Here is a 19,169-nt window from a genome sequence, read left to right as displayed (position 1 = left end):
TTTATTGTAGCTTGGGCACTTCTACCAATAATTGTTTGGAGAAGAAGTACAAGTATGTTTCTTTAACTGGTTGCCTCCAAATTTCTTCAAGGGCGCGCCGGTACAGGGACATCTGTGTTTCGTACCGATTAACCAATTGCTCACTCACAACTTCAGTAACATCTTTTGCAATTGTATCCGTCTTATAGTCGAGGATAATCCAGCCATCATCTTTTGGTATGAGACAGTCAATTACCCCTTGAATCAGGACTTGTTCGTCGGTGTCGCTTTTCCAATTTGCGTATACCGTACTTGCAGGCAATGTCAAATTGAATGGTACTTCACGATAGATTTCAGTACTATTCATAATAACCTGAGCAATGTCGGTTTGGAAAAATTGTTCGATTGGTTCCACGTCCACAATATCCGCTTCCACCCTCGTCAATATTTCTTTTTCTGCGAGAAGCTCCACATATTCTACGATTTGCTTTTTAGTTAAAGGCTTGTTCATTGGCAAGTGCTGCATGACAGTATGCATCGCAGTACCTTTTTCAGCTGGTGTAACTTTATTTTCGGTCTGCATGAATTTCGGACGCTTTATGATGGGTGCTTTAAATGATTGAACGAGTTGGTCATCACTGTACTCATCCTTGATTTCCTGCTGCCGTTTCAGCTCTGTTACCGTCTGCTTCGCCCGTGAACTTGCTGCTTGTTCATATGGATAATGATAGGATAATCGTTCATCTACAAATTCACGTAAATCATGATCTTCCACATCCACCGGTTGCCAATTGATAATTTTTTCTTTCAATGATGCGAAGTCTGTTTCCGGTGTGGTTTCTTCTAGATTGGTTAGATCACTGGCATGGATAATCGATATATCCCATCTCGATGGATCTGCTTGTATTTCATTTAATACCGCATCCCCAATCTCCTCTGTACGAAGCCCTTCTGTTTCTTGATGACGGATAAGTGCTGGACCAACCCAATCCAAATATGTCTTGGACTCCATACGGAAATGCGCTGGTAGAACCCATTCGGAATGATCAATCATTTTCTGCCATTTTTGAAGTTTCTTCTCCATGGAAGCTACTGTTCCGACCATAATGAGTTTTTCTTTTGCCCGGGTTAATGCTACATACAATACGCGCATCTCCTCGGCGAGAAGCTCCCTCAATTTTTCCTGCTGCAGTGCATGGTAAAATAATGTCGGATACGTAATTCGTTTTCTTGGATCAATATATTTACTCGCAAACCCAAGATCTTTATGCAGCAAATATTTTTGCCTTAAATCTTGTTGATTGAATTGCTTGTCCATCGCTCCTACTATTACGACAGGGAATTCGAGTCCTTTACTTTTATGGATTGTCATAATCCGTACAACATCTTCCTGTTCACTGAGTGCTCTAGCAGCACCTAAATCATCTCCACGCTCCTCCATTCTTTCGATAAAGCGAAGGAAACGAAATAGTCCTCGGAAGGATGTCGTCTCATAACCACGTGCACGGTCATATAATGCCCTTAAATTAGCCTGACGCTGACGTCCACCTGGCATGCCGCCGACAAAATCATAGTAGCCTGTTTCTCTGTATATATCCCAGATTAACTCCGATAGTGCTCCTTGCTTGGATGCTAATCGAAATTGATCCAGTTGAATGAGAAACTGTTCCACTTTAGTAGCAGTACGATCTGAATACTGTTTCTTATATGCTACAGTGGCTTCGAAAAATGACCCATACTTATCAGCCAAGCGAATGGAAGCAAGTTCATCCTCATTCAAGCCGACAATCGGTGACTTTAGAACCGATGCCATCGGAATATCCTGTCTTGGATTATCAATCACCTTTAAGAGACTGATCATCACTTTCACTTCAATCGCCTCAAAGTAACCCGTCGAAAGCTCAGCATATACAGGGATACCCTGTTTCTTCAATTCATCGGCAATTGTTGCTGCCCATGTCATGGAACGCATCAGGATAACAATATCTCGATACTGCAAGTCGCGCTGTGTTTGCGTTTCTTTATCCACAACCTTCATTGGAGCATAGCCTTCCTTTAGGCCAATCCATGTTTTTATTTTTTCCGAATATGCTCGTGCTTCAAGCTGTGCCTTTTCTAAGTCCTGAAAGTTCTCTTCCTCACCGGAAACTTCCTCCCTGTCCTCAACTGCTTCACGGTCAATGATGAGCAATTCAGGATGTGGCTTATCGTATGGCATTTCATCATACATTTTATTACCGTAAATCAACTCAGCATCGGAATCATAATTAATTTCCCCGAGCTCTTCATCAAGAATCTGCCGAAAAATATAATTCGCCCCTGTAAGCACTTGCTCACGGCTTCGGAAATTACTTGCCAAATCGATTCGTTTTGCTACTTCATCATCATTTGCAAACCGTTTATATTTGTCGATGAAAAGGCTTGGTTCTGCATGTCGGAAGCGATAAATACTCTGCTTGACATCCCCTACCATGAACATATTCCCTGCACCTGACCGATCACTGATCAATGTGAGAATGGTTTCCTGCACGAGATTTGTATCCTGGTATTCATCGACCAATACTTCACTGAATTGTTTCTGAAACTGCAGTGCTACGGTAGACGGAATAATGTTATCTATTGTAGAAGATTCATCTACAAGTAGCTCCAAGCAATAATGCTCCAAGTCGGAAAAGTCAACGAGTGCTTTTTCCCGTTTATGTTCGGTAAATCTCGATTTGAATTCCTTAACGAGTTCTGTCAATTGTTTTATTACTGGCGCCATCTCTTTCATATCTGCTATATGACTGTCTAAATTCCTGCTGAACCACTTGCTCTTCATTCCATCCCAGCGATTTTTGTAACTTTTCCGGAGCTTCTTCACTTTTTCTTTCTTTAAATCGTTACATTCTGCACGCTTGCCGGAAAGTTTCCCAAAAGCAGTGGAAGTCATATAGGATTGCAGTTCGTCCCATGAGCTCGTGTCATGCAAAACTCCATATAAAAGAGCCATATCTGCATCGATTGTATCCGCATAATGGTATGGACCATCATTTTCCTTCGTAATTGCCAAGGCAAGCTCCATCTCCTGTTTAATCGCATCAAACTGATCTTTTACTTCCCGCTTGATCATCGTTAACCAGGTTAAATCCGCTTCCTGCCAATTATCCGGAATTTGGTATACATCTGCTAGCTTGTCGAGCCACTGATTTGGCCATGGATTCTGTGTTGCAAAGGTATATAAATCAAGAATCAGATTTTCTACTTCGAGGTCACTTCGGTCATTGGAGAAACGATCCACGACCGCAAAAAATTGTTCCTGATTTTCTGTTTCATCGCCATACCATTCTTCAAATAAATCATCGAGGACTTCCTGCTTAATTAAATCGCCTTCCATATTATCGGCAATCCGAAAAGATGGATCAATATCAATCATATAAGCGTACTTTCTTACCGCATCCATGCAGAAAGAGTGTAAGGTAGATATGGACGCTCTTTGCAGCAACGACAATTGTTTTTTCAAATGCATGGAAGTCGGATTTTCAGCTAGCGATTTTTCAAGTGCTATTCCAACACGATTTCGCATTTCCTGTGCCGCAGCATTTGTGAAGGTTACGACGAGCAAGGAGTCGATATCAATCGGTTTATTATTCGATAACAGCTTTTGAATAATTCTTTCGACTAATACAGCTGTTTTACCGGACCCCGCAGCAGCAGCCACGAGAATATCACTGCCCTCCGTATAGATGGCATCTTCCTGCTCTTTTGTCCAATTAACCATCGATATTTTCCTCCTCTCTTAATTTCATTAAAATTTCATCGTCTTTCATATCCGTAAGCTTGCGGTAATTATTCTTCTCCAAGACAGGATCAAATTGGCAGACAGAATGGAACGGGCAGAACGTGCATGCGGTATTTTGTTTATGCTGATATGGGTTTAAATGAACTCCCCCGCTTGTCATATCAATACCAGCATTGGTCATTAGTTGATGAATGTGGTTTTGCAGGTTATGAAATGTTTCATCATCAGCAACTTTTGAATAGCTGTTAAATCCGCCATTTTTCTTAAGACCTGCCGGGACAATTTGACTCGTACCTGTCTCAAGCGTTGTATCCATCATTCTAACAATCTCTTCATCGGAAAGAAGCAGACCTTGCATCTTGTATTTTTTGAAAAGCTCTTCTTCAATCTCATCGTCACTCATTTTGCGTTTTCCTGAGATCATCGGATTGTGAACATGGAAGTACAGCACCCCAGCAGGTGTAGCTTTTGAACCAAGCCACTGCTCGGAGTGCGTTAAGACAACGTCGAGATAGGTCAGCATCTGGAGTGCCAAACCGTAATAAACCTCAATCAAGTTCAGTCCTCTTGCGCTTGATTTGTAATCGATAATTCTTAAGTACAGGGAATCTTCATTTAATGCCTTATCTACACGGTCAATCCTTCCACGTAATAACAGCTCATAGCCATTTGGCAATTCCATCGTTAATGGCGGCAGCTCTTCCCTTTCGCCAAAGCCAAGTTCCAGTCCGACCGGCGAGAAGTTACTCTGCCTTGCCTGTTCACTTAAAATAAATGCGGCTCTTGCAATAATTTCCTGTAACTTCTGTTGAATGTATTTATATCTGTTCGAGCTGCGGAGAATTTGATGCTGTAGCACTGGTGCAAGGCTATGCACTGCTTTTTGGGCATAACTATCCGTATCCTTTTTGGACAGTTGCGCAAAATCTCTTCCTTCCACTTGAATCCACTCGGTAATTGTTTTTAATGCTTCATGGAAAAGCTGGCCAATATCTGGTGCATCTAATTTATAGGTTTTGCGCTCGTCCAATTTTAGGCTGTATTTCGCAAAATGCTGGTAGGAACAATTATAATAGGTTTCCAATCTGCTGACACTTGCCTTCACTTGTTTCGGATACAGCTCTTCCACCGTTTTTGCTTTCAGATTAATAGGTTGGTTTTCATAATATAAACTTTGTAGGATGGTATAAGTAGTGCTGTATTTCGTCTCGTTTTGCACATACCAGTTGAATACTTCCCACCATACAGAGCTTACGGGATAACCTTTACGACTTCTCGCCAATTGTGCCGTCAGTGCAGATCTCGTTTTCACGGGTGTTGTTATAAAACGATCTGCATCTGCCAATTCATCTGGGTCCTGTAGCAGTAGATGATCACAACAGGATGGAAAAAGATTCTCGACACGATTTATAAGTTGCGATGGCATTTTCGCCTTTCCTTCTTCATCACTCAATGGATAGCTGATCATAAGTCTGTCCTTTGCCGCTGTAAAGGCAATATACATATAAAACCAGTCATCGAGCAGTTGACGTTTCCCACTGTCCGCGAGACGGATACCATTTACTGCCAAAATTTCCCGTTCTTCTTCATTAATCATTCCATCTGCTGGTGGTTTCATCGGCCAAATTCCATCATTAACCCCAAGAAGAAATGAACATTTCACCCCACTAATTCTTGATCTATCAATCGTACCAACGATAACATGGTCAATACTCGGTGGTACATGGGAAAACGTAAGGGTTTCAAAGCCTGCATCCAATGTGGAATGGAACGTAGACAAAGTCATTTTTTCCTCCCCTGCCATTTCAACCATTTCATCCAATAATTGAATAACGGCTTCCCACACTTGATCTTGCTCTCTTCCTTTTTCGACTTCTCCATTTTCATCATATAGCTCCCGTGTTTCTTCGAGTTGATGTGGAACATTTAAATTTTCAAGTAGCATATAGGTTGATGTGGACAACTCTTTAATTGTTGATGCCTTTCTAATTTGCTCATCAAAAGGCTTCAGTGCTTTTGTAACTTGCTGACGATATTTGTTGATGCGTATTTGTGTCTCTTTTTCTAAATCGGTCTGTGTTCCATGTTCAAATCCACGGAACCTTTGAAACTTCCATTCCTCTTCCGCAAACCATCGTTCTCGTGAGCGGATTCCGTATTCCAAACAATAGTTTTCCAGTTCATCGATTGCATTGTTTGTTAATGGATATTCCTTATCTGTTGCTCGTATAAATCCGGTTTTCAGCACTCTAAAAACCGCGTCATAACGCCAATTCCCTTCCACAATATCCAATACAGAGCGAACGAACTCAATCAGTGAATGATTAAGCATGGTTCGTTTTTCATCAATAAATACCGGGATATCATGATCATCAAAAATGGTGTGGATCAAATCATGATAGACATCTGTTTGGCGGATGAATACTGCAATATCCTGAAACCGATACTTCTCTTCCCTAACCAATCGGAGAATTTCCTGGGCAGCGCCTTCCACTTCTGCTCGTGGATGTACCGCTTCAGCAATTTTAATCGGAACTTCTCCATGAAATTCAGGAGACGGTCTTACATCAAAATTCTGTTCCAAATGGAAGAAGTGGGGACGATTGCTAAATCTGCCATTCTCCGGATCAAGGAAAATTGGTTCATCTATAAAGATGTGATTTTCATCAGCGATTTGTTTTAAAATATGATAGGTTTCCGTTGTTTGATAAAACAGATCAAGTTCTGAAACTTCCTCGTTTGGATTATCCAGCACTAATGTTACGGTCACCGAATTACACTTTTTCATCAATGCTTCCACAACGATAAGCTCTTTAGGCGTAAAACTATGGAAACCATCAAAGTAAATATCTGCATCTTCTAGTAAGTTGGAATCACTGGTTTTCTCTGCCAGCAGCTGCAATTGATCTTCCCCGTCAATATAGTTTCCCTGCAACGCAGTGATTAGCTTTTCATAAATAAACAATAAGTCATCCAACTTGTTTGTCAATGCTACTTCACCGTGTGTTTTATGGACAAATTGGTTTAAATGTTCCATCTGCATTCGAAGTACATCGGGTGTTACTTGATATCGTTTAAACTCTGTGATCATCGTCTCCAGCTGGTTTAAAAAGCCTTGCTTTTCCATCGCCTTTTGGAAAACCTTCCAATCCCCTTGCTTTTCCTCTATAATCTTCCGAAGCATCATTTGGATTCCTACCGAACTGATAAATTGCTTTGTCCCTCCACCAGTTTCCTGTAATATCCGCCAGGCAAGTCTCGAAAAACTTACAACCTGCGCCCGGATGCTTCCTTTTATATTCTCATCATTAAATAATGCAAATTCCTGTTGAAATGTCATTTGATCTGGCACGATATAGAAAATTGGGGAACCTTGAGGGTTATGAATTAACTTTTCTTTAATCTCATCCAGCGTTCTTCCGCTTTTCCCTGTACCGGCTCTCCCTGTAATAAATCGAAGTCCCATTGTCTAGCCCCCGTAGAATGATTATTTATTTTTAGAAAACTTGGCGTTCGTCAAGCCTTTAGGAGAATACCAAAGCCCGCACTTATGCAAGTAAGAAAGTTTATACTTTTTACTTGTTAAAATAAATAGAGCTTCTATCTATTTTAACAAAGATAGAAGCTCTATAATAGAGAGACCCAATTACCTATTTGCCGAAGCTAAGTTTTGTTTGTGAGAGTGGCCAGTATTTCACGTCGACTTTTCCAACGATCTGATCTGTTGATATGAAACCAAATGATCTGCTATCCAAGCTGTCCTGCCGGTTATCTCCCATAACAAACAGCTTGTTTTCCGGTACTTTTTGAACACCAGTTGTTTCCACTAATGTGAAGTTATTTGTAAACGGTTTGGAATCACTTGCTTGTACATAAGCATTCAGAAATTTCTCTTCCACAAGTTCTCCATTTACAAACAATTGATCATTTTTGTATTCAATTTCATCTTCAGGCAATCCTATAACCCGTTTCACATAATCATCTTCTTCATTTGCATGGAAAACAATTACATCAAATCGATCAATATCTGTTAAATCATATACAATTTTATTTACCATTAGTAAATTACCATCATATAATGTCGGTTCCATAGACTCACCATCAACAACATAGCTTGCAAAGATTGTTGACCGTAAAATTACCGCAAGTACAACTGCAAGAATGACTATAGGTATCAGTCTGCGATAATTATAATTTTTCATAGTTATCTTCCTCCAGGGTTATCATCTACTCTTATCTTACCCATGGAGAAGCTATTTTAATCTTTATTCATCGTTGGATAGTTCTTATTTACTGCTTTTTTTTGCAATCTTTTTTCAAGATATTTGCCTAACATCCAAAATAAGACAATCCCTATTCCTACCATGATTGTTTTCATTGGATTCTGGGCGAATTCCATAATGCTTGAACCGATGTAGGAAATCGAGAAAACCATTACCGCCTTCCCTAATAAAACAGCCAGAATAAACTGTTGCGTACTTACTCTTGAAAGTCCTGCTACCACATTAATAATCGCTGATGGCGAAAACGGAAAGCATAGTAACAAAAATAAAGGTCCAAATCCATGTCGTTCCACCCATACCGTAACACGTGTAACCTGTTTATTCGAACTAATTTTTTTAAGTAATCTCGTATTGCCAAGCTTACGAATCAGTAAAAATACAACGATTGCTCCAACGCTTGCACCGCCCCAGGAAAGAAGAAATCCTTCCAATAATCCATAAGCTGCTGCATTACCCATAACAAATACAATTAACGGAAGAAAAGGAAGAAATGCTTCAATAAACGGAAAAAGTATTCCTGGCAACGGTCCCAAACCTTCATATTGGTTTAATATCTGCTGAATAAATTCTTCCAGTCCCTCCCTTTCAAGGACGGATCTCCAATTGGAAAAATTGATGTTTAATAAATACATTTAGACGGATTCTCCTCATATGTATGAACGGCTTCTTAATCTTAGTTATATTTTAAAGTAAACAAGGTAAAATGCATAGTTTTAACATCTTATTGGGCCACTTTCTTTTTATTATTCAATTTTTTAGATTTAGTCGTGTATTTTTTTAAACTTTATCATATAATAAGATAAAAGGAACAAACGTTCTACATATGAAGGAGTGATTCAATTGCGCTATCTAACAGACAAAGACTTAGAACTTGCTTCCCGTTTTCTTTTCTTGTCCATGGCGATGGTCGTTATCAGACAGGATAGGAATTATGTTCAGAATGGTGCCTTTAAAATTAAAGAACCTTATATAAAACTTTTAGAAAAAATGGAAACCGAAGCATCCATTGAACGGAGAAAACTAAAAATGGTGATGAGGCAGAAGAACATGCAAATTGTAACCCTGAATAAAAATGATTCTTTCTCATCTTTTCTCTTTCTCTGTCAAGGTCGGGAAGAGAAACGCAATTACTTTAATCCCGCCATCCGCAAAAAGGTGGAGGTCATTGTCCAAGAACTGATGTTGAAGGCTCTGCAACCATATCAGCAGATAGATGCTGGTGCAAAAACCTAATTCGATTATCGAGCAAATAACGGAACTGAGCTGTCCGCTGCAACTGATTCAACATAGATCCATATGAAATATCTATGATCACTTTCCTGCCATTTTTAAAAAGCATTTCCGTTTGATGGTTTCCAGACCTGTTGACTTTATCGATGTGTGAATGAGCAATCCAGGAACATTTTGAACTACTGGGTGAGGTAGTAGGAAAGAAATACATCCCACTTGAAGGGTCGATTGAGATAGGCGCTTTATGTGTGATACCACTGATGTCTTTCGTTCCATCTTGCCTTCCTTTGAGACTTGCACCGAAAAATCGACATGCATCATCAATAATTTTAGTAGGGGTACCATCCAACACATATTCTGCATCTTCTTCCAGAACACGAGTTATCTGATCCCCCTTCACATCATGCTCGGCAATTACTGCCATTGTAAACGGAGTAATTTCATGAGAGGTAAAATAATAATTTTTTAACACTTTTATACTTCCTTTCCTAGAAAAATAAAAAGAAAGTGGCTTAAGTACTAATTTATCATATTTATAGGAAAAATGGTGCATATAAACTAAATTTTACGAAAAAATAATATTTTGTCGATTTTCTACAGAAAATCAAAAGCACAGGCGCTTTATACAAACGTTCGCCTGTGCTAATTTACTACTATTTATTATTAATTTACTTAATTATTTCTAAGAATTTCGCCATAAGTGTGTTTTGCAAATATCTCAGCGGGCTTTCCTTGAATCTAATAGAGTAGATTTATGAAGTCTTCTTTAGATATTCTTCCTAAGTAATGCGAAACCTCAAAATCAGCAAGTGTATCTTCAATAGCTTTACGTTCATGTCGAACACCAATTAATTTATTCTCAAGTTCTTCCACGTTACCAATACCGAAAAAGTCACCGAAAATTTTACAGTTTTCAATGATTCCTTTTTTGACGTCGAGACGAACATCTACAAGGCCTGCGTCAAATTTATAAGTTTCCTGCACGTTAAATGCTGGAGATTTCCCATAGTTCCATTCCCATTGCTGATAACGTTTTTTGGAGATTTCATGGATGTTTTCCCAATCTTTATCTGTTAACACGTATTCAGGAACATCCTTTACATCATCTACTGTGAACACATGTTTGAGAATTATTTCTTTGAATTGATTCATCGTAATTTTCTCTTCCAGGAACTCAGAGATATTGGCTACTCGGCTACGGATTGATTTAATCCCTTTTGATTCAATTTTGATTTTTTTAACCTTCAATGCCTTTGTTAACTCTTCTAACTCAGAATCAAACATGAGCGTACCGTGACTGAACATGCGTCCTTTTGTTGAGAACATTGCATTACCGGAAATTTTGCGCCCCTTAACAGCAAGGTCATTACGTCCTTGCATTTCTGCAGGAACACCCAATTTATTCATCGCATCAATCATTGGTTGCGTAAATTTAGCAAAGTTCTGGAAGCTGTCACCATCATCTTTTGTAATAAAACTGAAGTTAAGGTTTTGTTCATCATGGTATACCGCTCCGCCACCAGAGAGACGACGCACTACCTTAATTCCTTTTTCATCGACATAATCTGTATTGATTTCTTCAATTGTATTTTGGTTACGTCCAATAATGATGGACGGTCTATTAATGTAAAATAATAAATATGTATCTTTCTCCCCAAAGTTTTCTAAAATATATTCTTCAATTGCCAGATTGATCATCGGGTCTGTGATCCCTTTGTTGTCAATAAATTTCATTTCGCGCGTTCCTCCCTTTATCTGCTTACTATAGATAAGTTTAATCCAAACTTTCAAAGTTATCAAAAGAAATAGCTTGATGTAGTTGTTCAAAAAGTCCGGTTTCCCCTCCTTCGAACCCATATTTAATATTCTAGCCGTTCCACTCCATTCCTTCTTCGGCTATTTTTACGATTCCATTAAAATGTTGCTGTGCTTCTTGTGCCAGTTGATTAAGGTCTCCGAATTGTGGAAGATGACTGAGCATTAATGTTTTCACACCGGCGGCTACTGCTATTTTTGCCCCTTCTTCACTATTCATATGACCAGCTTTGGAACCATTCTGACCTGCATAATAATTACAATCTGTAATCAGCAAATCTGCATTTTTGGCAAAGCCCTTCCAATCTTCCTTATAACTTGTATCTGCGGTATAAACAATAACACGTTCACCATCTGTAATCCGCATTCCATAACACGGAACAGGATGAACTGTTTCTAGAAACTGAATCGTAAATGGGCCAATCTTAAGTTCTTCTTCTGGCTGATAGGTTATTCCTTTTGTAAATTGATGAGTCAGTGATTCAAATCCTTTATTATCTTTTGCATGACCATAAATCGGTAGTATTTTTTCAGAACCCTTCACATAGAATTCAATTAGTTTTGCATACTGAAGTACGCCAATATCTGCCACATGGTCATGATGGTAATGAGAAAGTACAACAGCATCCAGGTCAGAAATATCTTTATACTTTTGTAATTTGGACAATGATCCACTTCCAACATCAATAAGTAATGAAAAATTATTTTTTTCAATTAAATAGGCAGAAGTAGCACCATCCCTTGCCGGATAACCACCCCAGCATCCAATAATCGTTAATTTCATTCTAATTCACTCCTATTTTCAAAATATGTTGTAACACAGTATTGACAAAATACATACTGTTGTATTACAATAGATTTAACATCAAATACGCCATTTAAAGAGGAGGATACACATGATCAGTGTAATTGAGTTTTTCAGAAATTTGCCTAAAAAGAAATGTTCCCAATGCGGTGAAGACATGGTACATGAGAAAGCTGATTGCTATGGTAATATCTGTGATGAATGTGATCATCCTGCAAGATAAATAGAAACTGTATTTACGTGTAACTACTCCACTACTATAACTGTACTACAACAAAATAAAGTTCTCTAGTTGCAGCTATTCCTATAGCTGCTTTTTTTATTTTGGATATATCAGAAAGTTCTACCATTATGTTAATTTGTATATTATAATTATTTTGAGTTGCGAAATACATTTAGTAAAGGAGCATGTATATGACGATCTCAACTACTCATAGATCGAGTCGTTCTGAAGTACCACAAGAGCAAACGTGGGATTTAACGGAGTTATTTCCAAATCATGCCGCCTGGGAAAAAGAGCTGATTAAGATTCAGGATGTTGTAAGTGAAATTACTGACTATAGAGGAAAGCTTCATGCTGATTCCAACACTTTGCTGCAGGCATTGAAAGCATTGGAAGCATTCCAACAACGCGTCATTCGTGTTGCCGTCTATGCGAACCTTCGATCAAGTGCTGATGGATCAGACCCTGATAATCAAAGAGATACATCCAAAGTATCTTCAGCACTGGCTCGTGTTAATGCAAAACTTTCTTTCTTCCAATCCGAATTATTAACACTTCCCGATGAAACGATTAAACAGTTCCTTCAGGAGCAACCTGAGCTGAAGACTTATCAGAAGATGTTGGAAGATTTGATCGAAGACAAAGCCCATACCCTTTCGCCAGAAATTGAAGAAACACTAGCAGCATTAAGTCAAGTACATAGTGCACCACATATGATATATCAACGCAGTAAAGCTTCTGATATGGAATTCGAGTCCATTAAGGATCAGGACGATGTGGAACTTCCAATGTCTGAAGCATTATATGAAGATCGCTATGAATTCTCACCAAATACAGAGACACGCCGAGCTGCATATGAATCATTTACAAATACATTAAACGACTATAAAAATACGTTTGCAGCAACTTATGCAACCGAAGTAACAAAACAGGTTACCATGTCAAAACTACGCAACTATGATTCTGTTACCGATATGCTTTTGTCATCGCAACAGGTAACAAAGGAAATGTATCATAATCAACTGGATATCATTCAACAGAACCTTGCTCCACATATGCGTCGGTTTGCCAAACTGAAGAAGGAGAAACTCGGACTTGAAGAAATCCGATACTGCGATCTAAAAGCACCACTCGATCCAGAGTTCAACCCTCAAACGACATATGAAGATGCAACTTCAACGATTATTGAAGCATTAAAAGTAATGGGACCGGAATATACGGAAATCATGCGGGAAGGCATTGCCAATCGCTGGATTGATCGTTCTGATAATATTGGTAAAGCAAATGGTGCGTTCTGTTCAAGTCCCTATGGTGTTCATCCATACATTTTGATTACTTGGACGGATACCATGCGTGGGGCTTTTGTACTTGCTCACGAACTAGGACATGCAGCCCATTTCTATCTTGCAGGTAATAACCAATCACTTTTCAATACCCGTCCTTCCACTTACTTTGTCGAAGCACCATCAACATTGAATGAGTTGCTGTTAGCAGAACATCTTATGAATAATACAGATGATGTTCGTATGAAACGCTGGGTAATCACACAGTTACTCGGAACCTATTACCATAACTTTGTTACCCATTTATTGGAAGCTGAATACCAACGCCGTATCTATGATTTGGCAGAGCAAGGTGTTCCACTTACAGCCAATGTGTTATGTAATCAAAAACAGGAAGCACTTGAAAATTTCTGGGGTGATGCAGTCACATTTGATGAAGGAGCAGGTCTAACATGGATGCGTCAACAGCATTACTACATGGGACTGTATCCATATACATACTCAGCAGGCCTAACTGTATCAACGGCAGTGGCACAAAGAATAAAGGAAGAAGGCCAGCCAGCAATTGACAGCTGGCTCGATGTCCTTCGATCAGGTAGCACACAAAAACCACTCGACCTTATCAAACAAGCAGAAGTGGACATGTCCAAACCCGATGCAATTAAAGTTGCAGTAGATTATGTAGGTTCACTTGTGGATGAACTCGTTAAAAGTTACGAATAAATTTTTAGAAGGTGATCACCTTTAGTGATCACCTTTTTTTGTACGGCACTGGGGTGTGGGTTGGTGCGGCGGGACTGTCCTTGAGTCGGGGGTCGACCGGGTACTGCTGAATGTCGTCATTCGAAGAGGAATTTGTGAACTTTCGCATTTATTGTGTGAACTTCCATATTTTCACTGTGAACTTTAGCATTTCTACTGTGAACTTCCGTATTTTCACTGTGAACTTCAGCATTTCTCAGATAAAATGGACATAAAAAACCCTGCGTTTGCAGGGCCTAAGGACTTTTATTCAAATATCTCTTCAACAAGATGGTATTTTCGACCACTGGTATCACCTATCTGGCGATAATTACCTTTCAGTAAATTTCTAGCTGTGTTAGTAGATGGAAGTTGCAAAAATTCCCTCGCATTCTTATTACTTATATATTCACATATCAATAAAGCATAGTCCCTTAAATCTTGTTTATGCGCCGTCTTAGAAATAGTCTTACAGTGAATACAATTCCACTTTCCACTTTTTCGTATCATAGGGACTTCACCACATTCTGGGCAAATCACGCCTGTTATTAACTCCTCTGGAGATACCTTGAATTTTTCCAAAGCATCAATGCTCTCTTCTGTATGTGCTGAAAGTAGTTTATAAGACAGTTCCATTAATTGATCCTCCGTTAGAACAGGTATGGGATGTTTTTGTTTAATCTCCTCAATTTTACTCAGTATTTTATCTTTGCGAATTACTGTATTTGAAATGGCCTTATCGTTGGTAAGATCTTTTAGAATGGTGTGTCGAGAACTGTACACAGCAATTTTCTCTATGGGGATGGTCGGTAGATTGTAATTACGGAGCCAGCGAAGTAATCTTATATGTTGCAAATTAATTTGTTCAATTGGATTTGTGAATGAGTCTTCCTTTCCTTCCTTTCTGCGGATTGACTGCCCAATATCATCAAATGATACTTCACCATCAATATTTTTAACTTCAATAATTAAGAGAAATTCTTTTGACAGCAGGAGTATATCAATTTGGAAAAAACCATGAGCATCTGGTATTCGTAAATGATGAAAAATGAGGAAATCGTCATAAGGGAGAAAGCTAAGCGGAAATTGGAGGGCTGCCTCGCCATTATAGCCTGCCCGGAGAATTCGAGCCTGACTGTTGACGATATCTTTGATTGGGTGGTTCAGAATTAACCTCCTGTTTAAAGCCTCTACCTGCAAAATATATTTGGATATCACAAGTGGTTGTACAATCACTATCATTCAACCTTTCTAATTTATTTGTATATTACAATATTCGATACCAATCGATAAATTCCTGCAGATCAAGTAATTTTTTATAACTTTAACATTTCCTTTTGCTCCACATCATGTACAACCGCTCGGCCGAATTTGTGAACTTCAGCATATCTTCTGTGAACTTTAGCATTTCTCTCGTGAACTTCAGCCAATCTCTCATGAACTTCAGCATTTCCATCAAATCCATGCCTAATTCCGCCGCACCGGTCCCTCAGATGTCAACAACACACAGAAAAAGCCCCGAACCAAATCGGAGCTTTCCTGTCCTTATCTATTCAAAAATGCGATCACATCAGATGCGCTTTTCTCGCCGTGTTGAATGCAGTCTGGTATACCAACTCCATCATAGGAGCTTCCTGTCAGGAATAAACCTGGCAATTTTTCGGATGCATTGGCACGTACTTCTGCAACGCGTTCCAAGTGCCCGACGTCATACTGTGGTCTAGCATTTTTAAAACGTGTAATAATACTGAATTCTGGTTTTGCCTTTAATTTCATTGTTTTATTTAAGTCTTTTAAAACGATGTCTGTAATTTCTTCATCTGATAGATCTACGATTTCCTGATCATTAGGTTTACCAACATAGCAACGGAATAATGCTTTGCCTTCTGGTGTTGTAGTTGGCCACTTGCGATGTGTCCATGTACAGGCAGTAATACGATAATTGCTGTCTCGACTGACTAGGAATCCTGTGCCGTCAATGTCCTTTTTAATATCAGCTTGATTAAAGGCCATTACAACATTTGCTGTTGATGTAGCTGGAATATCATAGAGTGTTTTCAAAAAGTCGTATTGACTTAGCATGGTTGGCACTGCTGTATGTGGTGTCGCCATAATAACCGCATCTGCTTTGTAAACTTCTCCATTACTTAAAAGAAGATGATAGACTTTATCTTTTTTCTCTATGTGATCGACGGCTGTATTCGTTCTAATCGTGTTAGCATCAAGTTTATCCGCAAGACGTTTTACCAAGCTTTCCAACCCATTTTCCAATGAGAAAAATACACCTTCAGCCTTTTTATCACTTTTCGATTTTTTGGGACTACTCGGTAATGTTTTTTGTAAACCTTTCATCAAACTGCCATGCTTCTGTTCTGCTTGATAAAACATTGGGTAAGTTGCCTTCAGACTCATTTTATCAATATCACCTGAATGGATTCCGGACAATAAGGGATCAATTTGATGATCAACTAATTCATTCCCAAAACGCCTGCGCATAAACAAACCAAGTGATTGGTCCCCTGTTTCTTTGCTTTTAGGTAAGACAAGATCCATTAAAGCACGTAACTTTCCATTTAAAGAAAATACATTGGATCCGAGTAGAGGGCGGACTTCTTTAGGGACTCCCATAAATGCACCTTTAGGCATTTTATGTAACTTATTTTTTATTAAAATGTACGATTGTCCCGTTCCATTGCGAACAATTTGATCACTCAGACCAAGCTCTTCCACCAATTTTACAGCGGATGGTTTTCTTGAAAGTAAAGAATCAGGTCCCAATTCAATCGTAAAACCGTCTTTATTTATACTCTCGATTCTGCCTCCCAGGCGATTGCTTGCTTCAACCAATTTCACTTCATAAGGCAAATTGCTTGCCCTTATTTGCTTTTGCAAGTGGTAAGCGGCGGATAATCCAGTAATTCCGCCACCTACAACAACTATCTTTTTAACATCCATCACACTTCACTCTTTACTTTATTCAAGACAACTTTTGCAAGCGTATGAACGAAATCAGGGTGAACATTTGGCATGGAAGGTCGGTGATAGTTCGCACCAAGTTCATCACATACCACTTTACATTCATAATCATTGTCAAACAATACTTCTAAGTGGTCGGCAATGAAACCTACTGGAGCATAAATAAAGGAACGGAATCCTTGTTTGTCATAAAGCTCACGTGTAAGATCCTGTACATCTGGTCCCAACCATGGATCTGGTGTGTTACCTTCACTTTGCCATCCCAATGCGTAGTTTTTAATCTCTGTCTCTTCAACTATTAATTCTGCTGTTTCTCTTAATTGATCCGGGTATGGGTCACCATTTTGCAATATTTTTTCAGGCAGACTGTGTGCTGAAACGATAAGTACCGCTTTCTCGCGTTCTGCTGCAGGCATTTCTGCATAAATCTCATTAATACCATTAGCCCAGAACTTGATAAACCCAGGTTCTGTGTACCAATCTTTTACGGAATCAATTGTGATTCCGTGCTTTTCTGCTTCCGTGTTTGCACGGTCATTATATGATTTCACACTGAAAGTTGAGTAATGGGGTGCTAGAACTAGAGAAACTGCTTCTGTGATGCCATCTTTAGCCATTACTTCTACTGCATCTTCAATAAAAGGTGCGATATGTTTCAAACCAATGTAAGCTTTAAATTCATACTCGTTTTGTGCTTCATTCAGGCTAGTTTCTAAAGCTTGTGCCTGGTCTTCCGTGATTTTTGCCAATGGAGATATACCACCAATCGCCTTATAGCGGTCCTTCAAATCCTGCAGTGCTTCCGGTTCAGGCTTTCTTCCATGCCGAATATGCGTGTAGTAGGGTTCAATTTCTTCTTCTTTATTTGGCGTACCATAAGCCATTACTAATAATCCTATTTTTTTCTTATCCATTTTAAACAACACCTCTTAAAAGATTTTCAACTACTTCCCTGTGTATGAATGAATAAACGCTGTCAACTTTTTCAATGTTGCAGGTTTAATATCCGGAGTTACACCATGACCTAGATTGAAAACGTATTTGCCTTGCTGCATCCCCTCGTCCAGAATTCCTTTCGTACGTTTTTCAATAATTTCCCATTCGGTAAGCAAAATGGTCGGGTCAAGATTTCCTTGCACAACTTTGGTCACACCCATTTCTCTTGCTTCTGTGATTGACGTACGCCAGTCTAGACCAATAACATCCACCGGCAAGTCATTCCACTCCAGCAATAAATGTCGAGCTCCCACTCCAAAAATAATTAAAGGGACGTTATGCTTTCTAAGTTCAGCGAATATTCTCGTCATTACAGGTTTAATAAATACACGGTAATCTGCTGCATTTAACGCACCTACCCATGAATCAAATATTTGAATGACCTTGACACCTGCTTCAACCTGAGCCTCCACATAAGTAATAATCATGTCCGCGAGCTTGTCCATCAATGCGAACCATGTCTCGGGCTCATTGTACATTAATGCTTTTGTTTTCATATAATTTTTTGACGGCCCACCCTCAATCATATAACTTGCCAATGTAAATGGTGCACCACTAAACCCAATTAGCGGGACTTCAAGTTGTTCTTCTGTTAAAAGACGGATTGTATCCATTACATATGGAATATCTGCACTTGGATTTAGTTCACCAAGTTTTTCCACATCGCTGAATTTCCTAATCGGATTATGAATTACTGGGCCGATTCCGCTCTTGATTTCAACATCTACGCCCAATGATGGCAATGGAGTCATAATATCTTTATATAAGATTGCTGCGTCCACACCATAATTTTCAACGGGAAGTCGTGTTACATATGCACATAATTCCGGCTGATGGGTAATTTCAAATAATGAATACTTTTCTTTCAGTTCACGATACTCCGGCTGGGAACGCCCCGCCTGTCTCATAAACCATCCTGGTATATAATCTGTTTTTTCACCGTTATAAGCTTTTAAAATTGTATCATTACGTTTTATCGACATACACTTCATCCTTTACTCATTCTACTGACTCCATTACTAACTATAGCGATTTCCGACATTACTGTATAGGAAAG

The 19,169-nt window shown here is 39.1% G+C and carries 14 protein-coding genes; 3 read left to right on the top strand and 11 right to left on the bottom strand.

From position 1 onward, the window contains the following. Position 1: 1 nt before the first annotated feature. The 4 genes from addA to ACHABU_RS13490 all read right to left on the bottom strand — a co-directional run bounded on the left by addA (position 2) and on the right by ACHABU_RS13490 (position 8,675). The gene (addA, locus tag ACHABU_RS13505; protein ID WP_435765423.1) at positions 2 to 3,739 is read right to left on the bottom strand and encodes a helicase-exonuclease AddAB subunit AddA; all 3,738 of its coding nucleotides are present in this window, start codon (positions 3,737 to 3,739) and stop codon (positions 2 to 4) included. Next, on the bottom strand, positions 3,732 to 7,226 hold the full coding sequence (addB, locus tag ACHABU_RS13500) for a helicase-exonuclease AddAB subunit AddB (RefSeq protein ID WP_435765422.1): 3,495 nt from the start codon (positions 7,224 to 7,226) through the stop codon (positions 3,732 to 3,734). The genes addA and addB overlap by 8 nt, the downstream gene beginning before the upstream one ends. 184 nt (positions 7,227 to 7,410) lie before the next feature. Next, positions 7,411 to 7,962 (bottom strand): signal peptidase I, encoded by a 552-nt coding sequence (gene lepB / locus ACHABU_RS13495; RefSeq protein WP_435765420.1) that lies wholly within the window; start codon positions 7,960 to 7,962, stop codon positions 7,411 to 7,413. A gap of 56 nt (positions 7,963 to 8,018) precedes the next feature. Beyond that, the gene (locus tag ACHABU_RS13490) at positions 8,019 to 8,675 is read right to left on the bottom strand and encodes a TVP38/TMEM64 family protein (RefSeq protein ID WP_435765418.1); all 657 of its coding nucleotides are present in this window, start codon (positions 8,673 to 8,675) and stop codon (positions 8,019 to 8,021) included. Between the two features lie 208 nt (positions 8,676 to 8,883). Here ACHABU_RS13490 and ACHABU_RS13485 point away from each other — a divergent pair, with 208 nt between their 5' ends. Further along, positions 8,884 to 9,276, top strand: coding sequence for a hypothetical protein (locus ACHABU_RS13485; RefSeq protein ID WP_435765417.1), 393 nt, complete (start codon positions 8,884 to 8,886; stop codon positions 9,274 to 9,276). Here the strand turns inward: ACHABU_RS13485 and ACHABU_RS13480 are convergent. The 3 genes from ACHABU_RS13480 to ACHABU_RS13470 all read right to left on the bottom strand — a co-directional run bounded on the left by ACHABU_RS13480 (position 9,206) and on the right by ACHABU_RS13470 (position 11,872). Further along, positions 9,206 to 9,745: a competence protein ComK gene (locus tag ACHABU_RS13480; protein ID WP_435765416.1), complete on the bottom strand. Its 540-nt coding sequence runs from the start codon at positions 9,743 to 9,745 to the stop codon at positions 9,206 to 9,208. The genes ACHABU_RS13485 and ACHABU_RS13480 overlap by 71 nt on opposite strands. Before the next feature lie 266 nt (positions 9,746 to 10,011). Further along, the gene (locus ACHABU_RS13475) at positions 10,012 to 11,007 is read right to left on the bottom strand and encodes a lipoate--protein ligase (protein ID WP_435765415.1); all 996 of its coding nucleotides are present in this window, start codon (positions 11,005 to 11,007) and stop codon (positions 10,012 to 10,014) included. A gap of 133 nt (positions 11,008 to 11,140) precedes the next feature. Then, a complete protein-coding gene (locus ACHABU_RS13470) occupies positions 11,141 to 11,872 on the bottom strand; it encodes an MBL fold metallo-hydrolase (protein WP_435765414.1) in 732 nt (243 codons plus the stop codon). A gap of 112 nt (positions 11,873 to 11,984) precedes the next feature. On the opposite strand from ACHABU_RS13470, the gene yhfH reads away from it, so the two are divergent. Next, a complete protein-coding gene (gene yhfH / locus ACHABU_RS13465) occupies positions 11,985 to 12,116 on the top strand; it encodes a protein YhfH (protein WP_379496996.1) in 132 nt (43 codons plus the stop codon). A 191-nt stretch (positions 12,117 to 12,307) separates the two neighbouring features. After that, positions 12,308 to 14,122: an oligoendopeptidase F gene (gene pepF, locus ACHABU_RS13460; RefSeq protein ID WP_435765413.1), complete on the top strand. Its 1,815-nt coding sequence runs from the start codon at positions 12,308 to 12,310 to the stop codon at positions 14,120 to 14,122. 285 nt (positions 14,123 to 14,407) lie between these two features. On the opposite strand, the gene ACHABU_RS13455 is transcribed toward pepF, so the two are convergent. From ACHABU_RS13455 to hemE, 4 genes are all read right to left on the bottom strand, one after another. After that, positions 14,408 to 15,376: a nuclease-related domain-containing protein gene (locus tag ACHABU_RS13455; RefSeq protein WP_435765412.1), complete on the bottom strand. Its 969-nt coding sequence runs from the start codon at positions 15,374 to 15,376 to the stop codon at positions 14,408 to 14,410. A gap of 309 nt (positions 15,377 to 15,685) precedes the next feature. Next, positions 15,686 to 17,095, bottom strand: a complete 1,410-nt coding sequence (hemY, locus tag ACHABU_RS13450; RefSeq protein ID WP_435765411.1) for a protoporphyrinogen oxidase — start codon at positions 17,093 to 17,095, stop codon at positions 15,686 to 15,688. Next, positions 17,095 to 18,030 (bottom strand): ferrochelatase, encoded by a 936-nt coding sequence (gene hemH, locus ACHABU_RS13445; RefSeq protein WP_435765410.1) that lies wholly within the window; start codon positions 18,028 to 18,030, stop codon positions 17,095 to 17,097. The genes hemY and hemH overlap by 1 nt, the downstream gene beginning before the upstream one ends. Before the next feature lie 30 nt (positions 18,031 to 18,060). Continuing rightward, positions 18,061 to 19,095: a uroporphyrinogen decarboxylase gene (gene hemE / locus ACHABU_RS13440; protein ID WP_435765409.1), complete on the bottom strand. Its 1,035-nt coding sequence runs from the start codon at positions 19,093 to 19,095 to the stop codon at positions 18,061 to 18,063. Between the last annotated feature and the right edge of the window lie 74 nt (positions 19,096 to 19,169).

The sequence above is a fragment of the Oceanobacillus sp. CF4.6 genome (genome assembly GCF_051262635.1).
In the GTDB taxonomy this organism is placed as follows: domain Bacteria; phylum Bacillota; class Bacilli; order Bacillales; family Amphibacillaceae; genus Oceanobacillus.
Note: the sequence above shows the minus strand (reverse complement) of the source record. Positions and strands in the feature narration are given on the sequence as shown.

Coding starts and splice junctions, on each gene's coding strand:
- addA (WP_435765423.1), bottom strand. CDS start 3,739: ATGGTTAATTGGACAAAAGAGCAGGAAGATGCCATCTATACGGAGGGC.
- addB (WP_435765422.1), bottom strand. CDS start 7,226: ATGGGACTTCGATTTATTACAGGGAGAGCCGGTACAGGGAAAAGCGGA.
- lepB (WP_435765420.1), bottom strand. CDS start 7,962: ATGAAAAATTATAATTATCGCAGACTGATACCTATAGTCATTCTTGCA.
- ACHABU_RS13490 (WP_435765418.1), bottom strand. CDS start 8,675: ATGTATTTATTAAACATCAATTTTTCCAATTGGAGATCCGTCCTTGAA.
- ACHABU_RS13475 (WP_435765415.1), bottom strand. CDS start 11,007: ATGAAATTTATTGACAACAAAGGGATCACAGACCCGATGATCAATCTG.
- ACHABU_RS13470 (WP_435765414.1), bottom strand. CDS start 11,872: ATGAAATTAACGATTATTGGATGCTGGGGTGGTTATCCGGCAAGGGAT.
- yhfH (WP_379496996.1), top strand. CDS start 11,985: ATGATCAGTGTAATTGAGTTTTTCAGAAATTTGCCTAAAAAGAAATGT.
- pepF (WP_435765413.1), top strand. CDS start 12,308: ATGACGATCTCAACTACTCATAGATCGAGTCGTTCTGAAGTACCACAA.
- hemY (WP_435765411.1), bottom strand. CDS start 17,095: ATGGATGTTAAAAAGATAGTTGTTGTAGGTGGCGGAATTACTGGATTA.
- hemH (WP_435765410.1), bottom strand. CDS start 18,030: ATGGATAAGAAAAAAATAGGATTATTAGTAATGGCTTATGGTACGCCA.
- hemE (WP_435765409.1), bottom strand. CDS start 19,095: ATGTCGATAAAACGTAATGATACAATTTTAAAAGCTTATAACGGTGAA.